Source organism: Cupriavidus sp. GA3-3, from assembly GCF_000389805.1.
Classification (GTDB): domain Bacteria; phylum Pseudomonadota; class Gammaproteobacteria; order Burkholderiales; family Burkholderiaceae; genus Cupriavidus; species Cupriavidus necator_D.
Map to the genome: position 1 here is coordinate 551,115 of NZ_KB944460.1, position 12,343 is coordinate 563,457.

15 protein-coding genes are annotated in these 12,343 nt (G+C 64.8%); 9 read left to right on the top strand and 6 right to left on the bottom strand.

Annotated features, from left to right (window positions below; all coding sequences use genetic code 11):
• Positions 1-51 precede the first annotated feature (51 nt).
• Positions 52-462 carry a type II toxin-antitoxin system VapC family toxin gene (locus C265_RS02510; RefSeq protein ID WP_010812752.1) on the bottom strand — a complete coding sequence of 137 codons (411 nt, stop codon included), beginning with the start codon at positions 460-462 and terminating at the stop codon, positions 52-54.
• Positions 459-710 carry an antitoxin gene (locus tag C265_RS02515; RefSeq protein WP_010812751.1) on the bottom strand — a complete coding sequence of 84 codons (252 nt, stop codon included), beginning with the start codon at positions 708-710 and terminating at the stop codon, positions 459-461. Before C265_RS02515 ends, C265_RS02510 begins: the two co-directional genes overlap by 4 nt.
• Positions 711-1,128: 418 nt before the next feature.
• Here C265_RS02515 and C265_RS02520 point away from each other — a divergent pair, with 418 nt between their 5' ends.
• The 8 genes from C265_RS02520 to C265_RS02555 all read left to right on the top strand — a co-directional run bounded on the left by C265_RS02520 (position 1,129) and on the right by C265_RS02555 (position 9,301).
• Positions 1,129-2,304: a branched-chain amino acid ABC transporter substrate-binding protein gene (locus C265_RS02520; protein WP_011617589.1), complete on the top strand. Its 1,176-nt coding sequence runs from the start codon at positions 1,129-1,131 to the stop codon at positions 2,302-2,304.
• A gap of 80 nt (positions 2,305-2,384) precedes the next feature.
• Complete coding sequence (locus tag C265_RS02525; RefSeq protein WP_037023376.1) at positions 2,385-3,314, top strand: branched-chain amino acid ABC transporter permease; 930 nt, start codon at positions 2,385-2,387, stop codon at positions 3,312-3,314.
• On the top strand, positions 3,301-4,512 hold the full coding sequence (locus C265_RS02530) for a branched-chain amino acid ABC transporter permease (RefSeq protein WP_010812748.1): 1,212 nt from the start codon (positions 3,301-3,303) through the stop codon (positions 4,510-4,512). The genes C265_RS02525 and C265_RS02530 overlap by 14 nt, the downstream gene beginning before the upstream one ends.
• Positions 4,509-5,291: an ABC transporter ATP-binding protein gene (locus tag C265_RS02535; RefSeq protein WP_011617591.1), complete on the top strand. Its 783-nt coding sequence runs from the start codon at positions 4,509-4,511 to the stop codon at positions 5,289-5,291. The genes C265_RS02530 and C265_RS02535 overlap by 4 nt, the downstream gene beginning before the upstream one ends.
• The gene (locus C265_RS02540; protein ID WP_010812746.1) at positions 5,288-6,001 is read left to right on the top strand and encodes an ABC transporter ATP-binding protein; all 714 of its coding nucleotides are present in this window, start codon (positions 5,288-5,290) and stop codon (positions 5,999-6,001) included. The genes C265_RS02535 and C265_RS02540 overlap by 4 nt, the downstream gene beginning before the upstream one ends.
• 15 nt (positions 6,002-6,016) lie before the next feature.
• Positions 6,017-7,321, top strand: coding sequence for an amidase (locus C265_RS02545; protein ID WP_010812745.1), 1,305 nt, complete (start codon positions 6,017-6,019; stop codon positions 7,319-7,321).
• 15 nt (positions 7,322-7,336) lie between these two features.
• A complete protein-coding gene (locus C265_RS02550; protein WP_010812744.1) occupies positions 7,337-8,653 on the top strand; it encodes a M20 family metallo-hydrolase in 1,317 nt (438 codons plus the stop codon).
• A 57-nt stretch (positions 8,654-8,710) separates the two neighbouring features.
• Positions 8,711-9,301: a helix-turn-helix domain-containing protein gene (locus tag C265_RS02555; RefSeq protein WP_010812743.1), complete on the top strand. Its 591-nt coding sequence runs from the start codon at positions 8,711-8,713 to the stop codon at positions 9,299-9,301.
• 83 nt (positions 9,302-9,384) lie between these two features.
• Here C265_RS02555 and C265_RS31175 read toward each other — a convergent pair whose 3' ends face one another.
• From C265_RS31175 to C265_RS02570, 3 genes are all read right to left on the bottom strand, one after another.
• A complete protein-coding gene (locus C265_RS31175; protein ID WP_010812742.1) occupies positions 9,385-9,696 on the bottom strand; it encodes a hypothetical protein in 312 nt (103 codons plus the stop codon).
• Positions 9,697-9,868: 172 nt separating this feature from the next.
• A complete protein-coding gene (locus C265_RS32730; protein WP_010812741.1) occupies positions 9,869-10,330 on the bottom strand; it encodes a transposase in 462 nt (153 codons plus the stop codon).
• Positions 10,331-10,870: 540 nt separating this feature from the next.
• Positions 10,871-11,074, bottom strand: coding sequence for a hypothetical protein (locus tag C265_RS02570; RefSeq protein WP_010812739.1), 204 nt, complete (start codon positions 11,072-11,074; stop codon positions 10,871-10,873).
• 143 nt (positions 11,075-11,217) lie between these two features.
• Here C265_RS02570 and C265_RS02575 point away from each other — a divergent pair, with 143 nt between their 5' ends.
• Positions 11,218-11,526: an EthD family reductase gene (locus tag C265_RS02575; protein ID WP_010812738.1), complete on the top strand. Its 309-nt coding sequence runs from the start codon at positions 11,218-11,220 to the stop codon at positions 11,524-11,526.
• Between the two features lie 74 nt (positions 11,527-11,600).
• Here C265_RS02575 and phaP4 read toward each other — a convergent pair whose 3' ends face one another.
• Positions 11,601-12,170 carry a TIGR01841 family phasin PhaP4 gene (gene phaP4, locus C265_RS02580; RefSeq protein WP_010812737.1) on the bottom strand — a complete coding sequence of 190 codons (570 nt, stop codon included), beginning with the start codon at positions 12,168-12,170 and terminating at the stop codon, positions 11,601-11,603.
• Positions 12,171-12,343 lie beyond the last annotated feature (173 nt).

A 12,343-nucleotide genomic window follows, 5' to 3' on the forward strand; every position in this document is an offset into this window, starting at 1 on the left:
TGCCGGGTGTCGGCCAGACGCGCAGTTGGCCAATCTTTCAGATTGCTGCGATCAATTTCCGGTCGGAACCGTCCAGTCCTCCACCACCAGGCCAGGGACGCGCCGGAATGCCTGGTCATTGGTCACCAGCACCGCGCCAGTCTCCAGCGCGTGCGCGGCGATCAGCAGGTTCAGTGCCCCCACCGGCTGTCCTTGGGATTCCAGCGCAGCGCGGGTTTCACCATAGCCGGCCATCACTGAAGGGGTCCAGGGCAATACCTCGACCCTGCGCAGCAACTCGTCGACCGCGCGCGCGAGGCGCGCTGCGCCGGGACGCTTGGCCAGCCCGTACATCAGTTCCGCACCGGTGATGGCTGACAGGCACAGCGCCACCATCGGCGCTGCCGTCACGCGTGCCACGACTGCCGGATGTGCCCGCAACAGAAGGCTCACGATATTGGTGTCGAGCATGTAGCGCGTCATTCGAGACCCGCCAGCGGATCCCTGGCTTGCTCGCCCTGCGCGCGGTCGGCCATAAAGTCTTCCGGCACGGCGCTGTCCTTGATGGCAGCCAAAAAGCCGTCCCAACTCTCCGGCCGGCGCGACAGGATCACGTCACCGGTGGACGGGTCACGGCGAATATATACCTCGCGCTCGGCGAAGCGGAATTCCTGCGGCAGCCGTACCGCCTGGCTGCGGCCGGTGGTGAAGATCTTGGCAGTGGTGCTCACGATATTTCCTTTGATAGATACCAAAAGATATACCGTCATGCGATGGATATCAAGATAGCTACCACTAGCTGTATCTGTGGGATGTCTAACGAGATGGGACGAAAAATGCGCTAAGCAACACCTACGTCCCAGCAATGCTTCGTCCCTTGTTTTGCTCTGCGGCGCACCGCAACCGTGCACCCATGCGCCCGGATTGAGCACGGGCTCCCCCTCATTTCCCCAGCGCCCATTCAAAGCTACGGGTTTTCGCTCGTTGAACGTTGGCATGTCTGTTGCATAGTATTCAAGTGACTTGAATATGGTGCAGGCAGCTTTCCAAGAGCTTTCCCGGGCGTCCACACGCGCCTTGCATCGGTTCGGGTCGGTGACGCCGCGCAGCGGTCCGTCCAATTGTCCATGCAACCCAGGGGGGAAGAGAGTGCGCAAGAAACACACTGCAGTAGCCGCCGCCATCGCAGCCGCAGCGACCGGAATGGTCCTGACGGCAGCACCGGCGCAGGCCAAGGATGTCGTCAAGATTGCCTTTGTCGGTCCGCTGACCGGTGGCGTGTCGTCGATCGGCCTGGGCGGACGCAATTCCGCGGACCTGGCCGTGCGCTTGCGCAATGCGGACCCGAAGGCCAGGTACACCTATGAACTGGTGGTGCAGGACGACGAGTGCCGGCCGAACGTCGGCGTGCAGGTGGCGACCAAGATCGCGGCGGACAAGTCCATCGTTGCCGGCGTGACGCACTTCTGCTCTGCCGTGGCCATGGGCACAGTGGGCGTCTACAGCCGCTTCGGCATGCCCGCCGTGGTGTGGGGCGCCGTGCTGCCCGAGGTCACCTATGGCAACAAGTTCAAGGAGATCCATCGCGTCAACGGCACGATGATCAACCAGAGCGAAGTGGCGGCCAAATTCATGACCGGGCTGGGCTACAAGAAGTGGGCGATCATCCATGACACCACCGACTACGGCAAGGGCCACAACAAGTATTTCAGCGAGTTCCTGAAGAAGGACGGCGGCACCATCGTCGGCACGTTCGGCGTGACAGCCGATCAGCAAGATTTCACCACGGAGCTGACTAAGATCCGCGAACTGAAGCCCGACGTGGTGTATTTCGGCGGCCTCACGCCGCTGGGCGTGCGCATCCGCACGCAGATGGACAAGCTCGGCATCAAGGCTCAGTTCGAGGGCACGTCGGGCATCAAGTCCGATGCCTATATCGAAGGCGTGGGCAAATCGCTGTCGGAGGGTTCGCTGGCGTTCATCGAAGGCGCGCCGGTAGAGAAGCTGGCGGGCGGCCAGTTCTTCATGGAACGCTACACGCAGCAGAAATACGGTGAACCGCCGGAAGCGTACGGCCCGTTTGCGTTTGCCGCGGCCAACCTGATCATCGACGCCGTGGAAAAGGTGGGCCCGGACCGCAAGAAGGTGCGTGATGTGCTGAACGGCACCAGGGACGTGAACACCATCATCGGCAAGGTCACCTTCGACGACCACGGCCAGAACGTGGTGCCGCTGATCACCAAGTATGTGGTGGAAGACGGCAAGTGGGTGATCTGGGAAGACAGCACCTACGGCAAGGGCAAGAAGAAGCTGACCGGCCTGTAAGCATGGCGGCCGGGTTCGGGGCAATCCTGCCCCCGCCCGGCCCCGCGCCCGCCTGGGCATCCGGAATTCGGGGGATACCGATGAGTGTATTAGGGCAGTACGTCTTTAACGGGCTGATGCTCGGGATGATCTACGCAATGGTAGCGGTAGGCTTCACGCTGTTCTTCGGCGTGCTCGACGTGATCAAGTTTTCTCATGGCGATGTGCTGATGGTGGGTGCGTTTGCCGGGCTGGCGGCATCAGCCGGCGTGGTGGCGATGCATGTGGATTCCCCGTGGCTGCAGCTGCTGGCCATCGTGGTGTGCGCGGTGACGGTGACCGGCCTGCTGGGCGCCGGCATCGCCCGCGTCCTGATCCTGCCGCTGCGCCGTGCGCCGCCGCTGAACACATTGCTGGCCACGCTGATGCTGGGCACGGTGCTGCGTGAGGCGGTCCGGCTGTTCTACCCGGACGGCTCGAACCCGAAACCATTTCCCGCGCTGCTGCCCGCTGGCGAGTTCACCATCGGCGCGCTCTCCATGCGCGCGGACAACCTGATCCTGCTGGCCGCCGGCGTGGCCATCATCCTCGGCGTGCATCTGCTGATCACCCGCACGCGCTTTGGCATGGCCATTCGTGCCGTGGCCCAGGATGGCGAGACGGCCCGGCTGATGGGCATCAACTTCGAGGTGGTGGTACTGGTCACGTTTGCGCTGGGGTCCGCCATGGCGGCACTGGCGGGCGTGATGAACGGCCTCTACTACAACGAGATCAACTTCAACGTCGGGCTGCTGTTGGGGGTGATCGGCTTTGCCGCTGCCATCCTTGGCGGGCTAGGCAATATCTACGGCGCCATCCTCGGCGGCTTCCTGTTTGCGGCGCTGCAGGTACTGGGCAGTGCCATGCTGCCGGCCCTGGTGCCCGACATCCCGAGCGCCTACAAGGACGTATTCGCCTTTGCCGTGGTCATCGTGCTGATGGCCTGGAAGCCGACCGGACTCATCGCGGAGAAAGCCAGTGAACGTGTCTGACAACGTCTCGAAGCCGCTGCCGGCGGCCTCCGCCGCCACGGCCGAGGGCCCGCAGCGGCGCCCGGCCATGGTGCTGGCCATCTCGGCCATCGCCCTGGTGGCCTATCTCTACTTCTTCCTGCATGCGGAATCGCAACTGGCGGTAGCCGTGCTGCTGGCGCTGGCCGGGGCCGCGGTGTTCGCGGCGGGCCGGCTGGGCCTGACGCAGGCCGTGGAGCAGGCAGCATCGCGGCGGCCAGGGCAGTCCAGGCTATGGACGCTGGCCGGCACGCTGGCGCTGGTCGCGCTGTTCCACGAGAGCCATTTCGTCCTGCTGATGCTGTGTGCCGTGCTGCTTTACACCACCGCCTGCCTGGGGCTGACAGTCCAGTTCGGGTTTTCCGGCGTGTCCAATTTCGCGGGCGCGGCGTTCTTTGGCATCGGCGCCTACACCACGGCCGTGCTGGCCACGCACACGGGCATTCCTCACGTGCTGGTGATCGTGCTGTCTGGCCTGGCAGCGGCCGTGATCGGCTCGGTGCTGGTTGCGCCCGTGCTGCGCACGCGCGGCCACTATGCGGCGCTGGTGACCATCGCGTTCGGCATCCTGTTCAAGACCTTCCTTGAGGTCAACGACGTGCTGGGCGGGCCGCAGGGCCTGCAGGTGCCCGGGATGACGCTGTTCGGCTTCGCGTTCAATGAGAGCGTGACACTGTTCGGCGTGGACGTGTCGTTCTACGCCAGCTATGCGCTGCTGAGCCTGCTGATCTGTGCGGGCACGTTTGCCGTGGTCAAGGCGCTGGAGCGCTCGTGGGTAGGCCTGGCGATGGACGTGGTGCGCACCGACGAGACCGCCGCCGCCGCGTTCGGCCTGCACATCGCCCGGTGGAAGGTGATTGCGTTCATGCTCGGCAACTTCTTTGCCGGCATCGCCGGCAGTGTCTACGGCATGGTCACTGCGTTCGTGGCGCCCAACAACTTCACCTTCGCCGACTCGCTGCTGATGCTGTCGATCGTGATCCTGGGCGGCCTCGGCAACGTGGTGGGCCTGGTGCCGGCGGCCATTATCGTGCTGGTGCTGCCCGAAAAGCTGCAGTTCATCCAGGAATACCGCTTCCTGTTCTACGCGGCGCTGGTGATCGCCATCCTGCTGTTCCGCCCGGACGGCCTGATGCCGCGCAAGACCCGCCTGTTCTTTCCCCGGGAGGATGCGCAATGAGCGACGCAATGATCCAGGTGCGCGACCTGACCATGCGCTTTGGCGGCCTGACCGCGCTGGACAACCTCCAGCTCGAGATCCGCCGTGGCGAGATCCTGGGCCTGCTGGGCCCCAACGGCTCCGGCAAGACCACGTTCTTCAACGTGCTGACGGGGCTGTACAAGGCAAGCGCCGGAACCATTACCTATGACGGCAACAACGTCATCGGCAAGACGCCACAGCAGATCTACCGCAGCGGCGTGGCGCGGACGTTCCAGCGTTCGCGCTTGTCGCTGCCGCTGACGGTGTTCGACAACATCGTGATCGGCGATTACCAGAACATGCGTCACGGGCTGGTCTTCAACCTGTTCCGGCGCAAGGCGTTCCGCGCCGAGTACGAACGCTACGTGGAGTCGGTGCGCGAGCTGCTGGGCATCTTCAGCCCGCCACTGGTGGCGCGGCTGTTCGAGCCGGTGGAAACGTTCACGATGATCGACCGCCGCCGCATCGAGGTGTGCCGGGCCCTGATGAGCCGCCCCCGCCTGCTGCTGCTCGACGAGCCTTCGGCGGGCATGACGCATGACGAGACCCATGAACTGATGGACGATATCCTGCAGGTGCGCGGCAAGCTGCAGGACCTGTCGGTGGTGCTGATCGAGCACGAAATGAACGTGATCGAGCGCATCACCGACCGCTGCATCGTGCTGAACTACGGCAAGAAGATTGCCGAGGGAACCTACGCCGAGATTACCGCCGATCCCGACGTGCAGACCGCCTATCTGGGGGAGGAAGCCGCATGAGCGACAGCACACTGCGCGTGGAAGGGCTGACCACGGGCTACGACAGGGTCAACGTCCTGCACGATGTCTCGATCGAGGTGCCGCCGGGCAAGATCACATGCATCCTTGGCGCCAACGGCGCCGGCAAGAGCACGCTGATCCGTTCGATCCTGGGCCTGACACCGCCGCGCCAGGGACGCATCCTGTGGGACGGCACGGACATCGCGGGCGAGAAGACCCACAACATCATCGCACGCGGCATCTCCTGCATTCCCGAAGGCCGCAAGGTGTTCCCGCGCATGACGGTGGCCGAAAACCTTGCGCTGGGCGCATTCCTTGAGGCGGACCCGGCCAGGGTGCGCGAGCGCATCGAGCGCGTGTACACGATCTTCCCCCGGCTGCGCGAGCGCGCGGGCCAACTCGCCGGCACCATGTCCGGCGGCGAACAGGCGATGGTGTCGATCGGGCGCGGACTGATGGCGCAGCCGCGGCTGCTGGTCATCGACGAGCCGTCGCTGGGCCTGTCGCCGCTCTATGTGAAGGAAAACTTCAAGGTCATCCAGCAGATCAACGAACTGGGCATGACGGTGCTGCTGGTGGAACAGAACGCGCGCCAGACGCTGGCCATCTCACACCAGGGCTATGTGCTGACCCAGGGCCGTGTCGTGGCCCAGGGCACCGCGCAGGCGCTGCGCGAGAACGATGAGGTTCGCGCAGCCTATTTCGGCTGATCCGGAGAACATGCGATGGACGACTTCCTCGATCTTCCGGTCCGCACCCTGGCGGCGATGGTGTCGCGGCGCGAACTGAGCGCCGAAGCGGTGGTCCGTGCGGCACTGGCCCGCATTGCGGCGCAAGACGCAGGCATTCTGGCCTGGCAGCACGTGGGTGGCGACACCGCCGTGGCGCAGGCGCGGCGGCTGGATGCCGGCGGCGCGTCAGGCGCGTTGCCGGGCGTCCCGCTTGGCGCCAAGGACCTGATGGATACAGCCGACATGCCGACCACTTATGGTTCGCCGATATACGCCGGACATCGGCCGGGCGTGGATGCGGCGGCGGTGGCACTGGCCCGGTCGGCGGGCGCGGTCGTGGTCGGCAAGACCGTCACCACCGAATTCGCCACGTTTCAGCCGGGGCCGACCCGCAACCCGCGCGCGCCGGCGGACAGGCCCCGCACCCCCGGCGGCTCGTCGAGCGGATCGGCCGCCGCCGTCGCCGCAGGCATGGTGCCGCTGGCCTTTGGCACACAGACCGCGGGATCGATTGTGCGGCCGGCCGCCTATTGCGGCGTGGTGGGCTACAAGCCCACGCATGGCACACTGCCGCTGGCCGGTATCAAGCCGCTGGCACCAAGCCTGGATACGGTGGGCGTGCTGGCCCGCCGCGTGGACGACGCGGCCTTCTTCATCGGCACCCTGGCGCGCGATGCCGCGCTAGCGGACGCGTCGACGCTACGCCACGCGCCGCTGCGCATCGGCATTTGCCGCACGCCGCATTGGGAACGTGCTGGTGCCGATACACAAGCCGCACTGGACACCGCGATCCGTGCGCTCGAACGCATCGGTGGCACGGTGCGCGACTTCAACCTGCCGCAGGCTTGCCACGGGCTGACTGAAGCCCAACTGGACATCATGGCATTCGAGGCACTCGCCGCATTCGCGCCGGAAGCACGCGAGCACGCAGAAGACTTCAGCGCGGCTTTCGCGCGCCAGCTCGAAGCGGGCCGCGCCGTCACCGGCCAGCGCTTCCATGTCGCGCTGGCATACGCGGAAGCGGCCCGCACGGCGTTCAACACGGCGATGGCAGGATTCGACGTCGTGCTGGCCCCGAGCGCCGAAGGCGAAGCGCCTGCTGGCCTTGGCGCCACCGGCGATCCGATTTTCTGCCGCATGTGGTCGCTGCTGGGCACCCCATGCGTCCATGTGCCGACGGGCACCGGCGCCACCGGCATGCCGGTTGGCGTGACCGTGACGGGGCCGCGCCATGCCGATGCCCGCGTGCTCGGCATGGCTCATCGCCTTGAGCAGGCGCTTGGCGCCAGCCTTGCCTGATATCTGGAGACCAAATTGACCGTATCGAACCCGCCCCCCCTCGCCAACGCACAAGCCATTGCCGAACGCGCACAGGATCATGTGGGCGCCGGGCGCCTGGCCGCATCGCTGGCAGCCCTGGCCTGCTTTGGCCTGCGCCACGACGGCGGCGTTTCCCGCGAAACACTGACCGCGACCGACCTGGCCGCCCGGCGCCACCTGATCGACCAGGCACGCGCGCTGGGCTGCACCGTCGGCATCGACGATTGCGGCAACCTGTTCTTCCGCCGCCCCGGCCGCGAAGACCTGCCGCCGGTGCTGACCGGCAGCCACGCCGATACCCAGCCGGTGGGCGGCAAGTACGACGGCGCGTACGGCGTGCTGGCCGGCCTGGAAGTGATTGCCGCGCTCAACGCGGCCGGCATCGAGACCTTGCGCCCCATCGAGGTCGTGTCCTGGACCAACGAGGAAGGCAGCCGCTTCGGTCCCGGCGCGATGGGGTCGAGCGCTTTCGTCGAACCCGCCCGGCTGGCAGGCTATCGCGACGTGGCTGACGCCGCCGGCATTCGCTTCGGCGAGGCGCTCGATGCCGCGCTCGCGGAAAGCCACGATGTCACCAGGGTGCCGATGGCGCGGCCCATGGCGGCATGCGTCGAACTGCACATCGAACAGGGGCCGGTGCTGGAAGGCGCAAATGTGCCGCTGGGCGTGGTCACCGGCATCCAGGCGGTGCGCTGGTTCCGCGTGGAATGCACGGGTACGATGGCCCATGCCGGCACCACGCCGATGGCGGTACGATGCGATGCGATGGCCGCGGCCATGGCCATCGCGCAAGACCTGTACGCGCTGGCGCCGCGCCATGCGGCCACCCCCGGCACTCCTGAACTGCGCCTGACGCTGGGCCGCTGGAGCGTGGCGCCGAACTCGGTCAACACCATTCCCGGCCACGTCACGTTCACGGTCGATATGCGCTGCCTGGACGACGCCGCGCTTGACCGCGCCGAAGCGGCACTGCGCGCGGCGTGCGTCAGGCACGCACATGCGCCCGAAGCGGTCACGGTCACGCGCTTCTTCCATCGCGAGCCGACGCATTTCCCCGAGGCCATGCTGGGCACCATCGAGCGCGCCTGCGCGCGTGCCAGCCGCAACGCCGGCCGCGCGCTGCCGGTGCAGCTGACCTCCGGCGCGTTCCACGACGCCATGTACCTGGCCGACCATTGCCCCACGGCGATGATCTTCGTGCCAAGCAAAGGGGGCATCAGCCACAATGCCGCCGAAGATACGGAAGGCGCCGATCTGTTCCTTGGAGCCCAGGCACTGGCTTACACTGTCGCCGAACTGGCCAGCCGCTGAACGCATTGACGTACGGCGCCTGGTGGCCGACCCAAGTCCAACCAATTCCGAGCCTGCATGGCAAAGACCGAGCAACCCACACCTGAAGCGGCCGACAGCAAGTCGGCCACCCTGACGCTTGGCGTCAAGCTGCGCCACGCCCGGCTGGTGGCCGGCTACACGCTGCTGCAGCTCGCCGGAAAGGCGGGTTGCTCGGAAAGCCTGATTTCAAAGATTGAGCGCGGGCTGGCAACCCCGTCGTTTACCACGCTGCACCGGCTGGCCGTGGCGCTGGACACCAATATCGGCGCGCTGACCAGCGACGAGGAGCCAAACCAGTCACCGATCCTGCGGCATGGTGAACGCCCGGTGATCCGGGCCGGCGGCGTGGCGCTCGAACGCGTGGTGCTGCCCAAGCGTGGCGGCCTGCTGCAGGCCAACATCCACATCGTCTGGCCCGGCGAGGCCAGCGACGGGCAGATCGAGCACCAGGGCGAGGAAGTTGGCTACGTGCTCGAAGGGCAGCTCGAACTGATGCTCGGCGACGACGTCTACCTGATCGGCCCGGGCGATGCTTTCACGTTCTCCAGCCAGGTGCCGCATGGCTACCGCAATGTGGGCGACGTGGTGGCCAGGGTGCTGTGGGTGAATTCGCCCGCCACCTTCTGAGACGGGAGCGGGCTTGCGCAGGGAAGCCCGTGGCTCGGGTCAGGCCCGCACGAAGGCAGACTTGGCTCAGAGCCCCGACGGCTTCAATCGTCATCGTGCCAGCGGTGCCACTCGCGATGGCGCCGCCTCCACTCGCGTTCCCTCCACCGCTGCTCGCGCCACTGTTGTTCACGCCATGCGCGTGCCTGCCAATCGTCGTAGTAATCAGGCGCCACTACCACCGGGCGCGGAGCAACGTAGACAGGGGCCGGTTCGTAGTACACCGGGGGCGGAGGCGCTGCAACCACGACACCTGGAATACCGATGCCAATTCCGACGTCTACCCTTGCCTGGGCGGCGCCAGACGCAAGCATGGATGCGGCTGCGATTGCACAAACTGCCAGGATCTTCTGCATGATGCTGTTCCGTCGAATGTTGCCAATACCTTATGGCGTTCTCGCCCTGTTTGGTATGAGCAAAACCTAAAGCTGGTTACCTCGTGTAACGGCGGCAGGTTGTGACAGTTGACCACGGCGCTTGAGAGTCTTGTAAGGCTTTGTATCCACTGCGAAGTCAGAGGCTGTCGCATCAATCCTTGTTACGGTCTCTGCCGCGACCGTTGCCACCGTCGGCGTCACGATTCCGCCCACGGTCATCACCGCGGTTACCGCCACGGTCATTGCCCCGGTCCCCGCCATGCTCTCCGCGCCGGTCCCGGCCGCGATTCTCTGCTCGCTCATCGCCCCGGTTCCATCCACGCTTCTCGCCGCGGTTTTCGCCTTGGTCTCCACCACGGTTCCAGCCGCGGTTATCACGGCCGCTCCAGTCACGGCCCCTGTTTCGCTGCTCGTCCCGGTCCCAGCCTCGATCCCAGTCACCGCCCCACTTTCGGTTGCCGCCGTAGTACCTTCCGCCGTCCCAATCGGAGTAACCGCCGCCGTAAATCGGACGCGAGTATCCGCCGTGGTAGTAGCCGTCATCATAGGGAGCGACGGCGCAGCCGGTGAGAAGTGCTGCCGTGACCACGGTGAGCACAAATAGGGGTTTCATGGTGACCTGCGCTTGCAGTTGGCGAATTTGCCGCAAGGATACCGACGGGCACCTCCCCCGGTTGTAAGAAATCGTGTCCCGAGCGCGAAGTCGCCGATGACGGCAGCACCGATCGTCAACGTGCCTGAGATGGCGAGCCAGTCGGTGCAGGGATCGAAACGATTTGGGGTAGCCGCATGGGGCTACAAGCCGGTCTTAGTGTTCTCGACGCATGCTTTTGCGTAAGCGATTGCTTCGGTCATTGCCTCGCCCTCGCTATTGAACGAGGCTTTGATCTTGTGCCGCAAGCCTGGGACAAACTCGTTTGCGTGATCGATTCTTCGCTCGAACAATACCGATGCCTCCCAGGTCCCGGACTTAGACTTCCAGACCGTGCAGTGGCAGTAGTACTCCCCTTCTTCGACCCAGACATGGCTCGACATGGCGACCTCCCAGCGTTTCGAGGCATCCTAGCATGACGAAAGAACGCACCATCCGGCATCAACTGCGGCGGCGCATAGGTGCCAATCCGTGGGTCTGGGTGGGCGATTTCAGAGGGGTTCAGCCGTGATCATCTACCCACGCTTTCGCCCAGGCAATGCCGGCTGCCGCGGCACGCTCAAACGAGGGGTAGTACCCCAAGGGATCCGATCCTTCTTCGATGCGGCCGTCCTTCTCAACTGCACCGGATGCCTCGAAGGATCCGTCGCCAAGCTGCTTTGCAAAGCCGCGGACGATGTAGCCCTGGTAGCTTTCGATTGTCATGACGACCTCCGACTTAGATAGGAAAATCGTAGCATGAAGAAACTGGTCAACCCGACCCTCTGACAGAAATGGGGTTCACCCGCCATAGGGACGATACACTTGCAAGCTCGGGCTATATCAAACTCACGCTTGGAGGAACCACGATGGCAAAGCTAGTGGTGCTATACAAGAAGCCTGCGGACACGGCGGCGTTTGATTCATATTACTTCTCGACCCATGTTCCGATCGCCAAGAAGATCGCCGGCCTGCGACGCTACGAGGTCAGCAGCGGCCCGGTTGCAAGCCCGGCCGGCGATTCGCCGTTTCACCTGGTTGCGGTGCTGAGCTTCGATTCGCTGGCGGCGCTCCAGCAGGCAATGGCTTCGCCTGAGGGCGCCGCAGCAGCAGCTGACCTGGCCAATTTTGCCCAGGCCGGGGTTGACATGCTCATCTTCGACACGAAGGAAGTTTAGGCCGGCGGCGGTGCAAAGCACATGGCCGCCCCCAGCGCTCCGCCTCTTCTGGCCTCCCAAGAGCCAAAGCCGACTTAATTTGCAGCTGCCTTTGAGGCCTGTGCTGCGCGACGTTGCATGCCTTTCGAGGCCACCTGCGCAGCAGTATTGAAGCTGCTCTCGGCCGCTTGCACGGCCTGTTTTGCCGTCGTTTGCATCGACTCATAGAGCGTAGTGGTCGCGCTGACGGCCTCCTGCCAGGCAGCCAATGGCGCCGCCGCCGCGCCGCCGGGCGTTTGGCTCACCACGCTTCCAAGGAAGTCGTGCAGACCCTGCTTGCCTGCCGTGTACTGGACCTCGGCGACCTTCTCGAACTCCGCCCGGGTGGCGGCGAGGATGTCGTACAGTTGACGACGATATGCCAGTACATTGTCGGCCGCGGGTTGAAATAACGCGATTTGCAATTCGACCAATTCTTGCGGGTCCTTGGCTGAGAGCGCTTTCCTTGCGCCTTCTCGTGAATCAGCCAGCGCCGTCTTCATCGCTTGCAGATTCAGCTCCAGCAGTTTTTCGAAGCCTTCAAAGGCCTTGCCGGTCAGCCCGGTCAGGGCTTCAATGCCTGCCATCTGGACCTTAATGAATTGCTCGGGGGACCACTGAGTCATCTTGCGTCTCCTAAGTGCGACCCGCCACCTGAGCTATCCGAAGAGAGCTCCGACGGGACCGGAATCGAGTGGAAAACAATTGCTGCATCGTGACCCTGGCAGGCCACGCCGATCAGACGAAAGCGCGCCAACGCCGGCAGTCGCTTCCAGCTAAAGCAATACGCTCATAAGGA

Excerpts from the sequence above, each read along its gene's own strand:
- phaP4 (WP_010812737.1), bottom strand. The coding sequence starts at position 12,170 with ATGACTCAGTGGTCCCCCGAGCAATTCATTAAGGTCCAGATGGCAGGC.
- C265_RS02510 (WP_010812752.1), bottom strand. The coding sequence starts at position 462 with ATGACGCGCTACATGCTCGACACCAATATCGTGAGCCTTCTGTTGCGG.
- C265_RS02545 (WP_010812745.1), top strand. The coding sequence starts at position 6,017 with ATGGACGACTTCCTCGATCTTCCGGTCCGCACCCTGGCGGCGATGGTG.
- C265_RS31175 (WP_010812742.1), bottom strand. The coding sequence starts at position 9,696 with ATGCAGAAGATCCTGGCAGTTTGTGCAATCGCAGCCGCATCCATGCTT.
- C265_RS02535 (WP_011617591.1), top strand. The coding sequence starts at position 4,509 with ATGAGCGACGCAATGATCCAGGTGCGCGACCTGACCATGCGCTTTGGC.
- C265_RS32730 (WP_010812741.1), bottom strand. The coding sequence starts at position 10,330 with ATGAAACCCCTATTTGTGCTCACCGTGGTCACGGCAGCACTTCTCACC.
- C265_RS02575 (WP_010812738.1), top strand. The coding sequence starts at position 11,218 with ATGGCAAAGCTAGTGGTGCTATACAAGAAGCCTGCGGACACGGCGGCG.
- C265_RS02555 (WP_010812743.1), top strand. The coding sequence starts at position 8,711 with ATGGCAAAGACCGAGCAACCCACACCTGAAGCGGCCGACAGCAAGTCG.
- C265_RS02540 (WP_010812746.1), top strand. The coding sequence starts at position 5,288 with ATGAGCGACAGCACACTGCGCGTGGAAGGGCTGACCACGGGCTACGAC.
- C265_RS02570 (WP_010812739.1), bottom strand. The coding sequence starts at position 11,074 with ATGACAATCGAAAGCTACCAGGGCTACATCGTCCGCGGCTTTGCAAAG.
- C265_RS02525 (WP_037023376.1), top strand. The coding sequence starts at position 2,385 with ATGAGTGTATTAGGGCAGTACGTCTTTAACGGGCTGATGCTCGGGATG.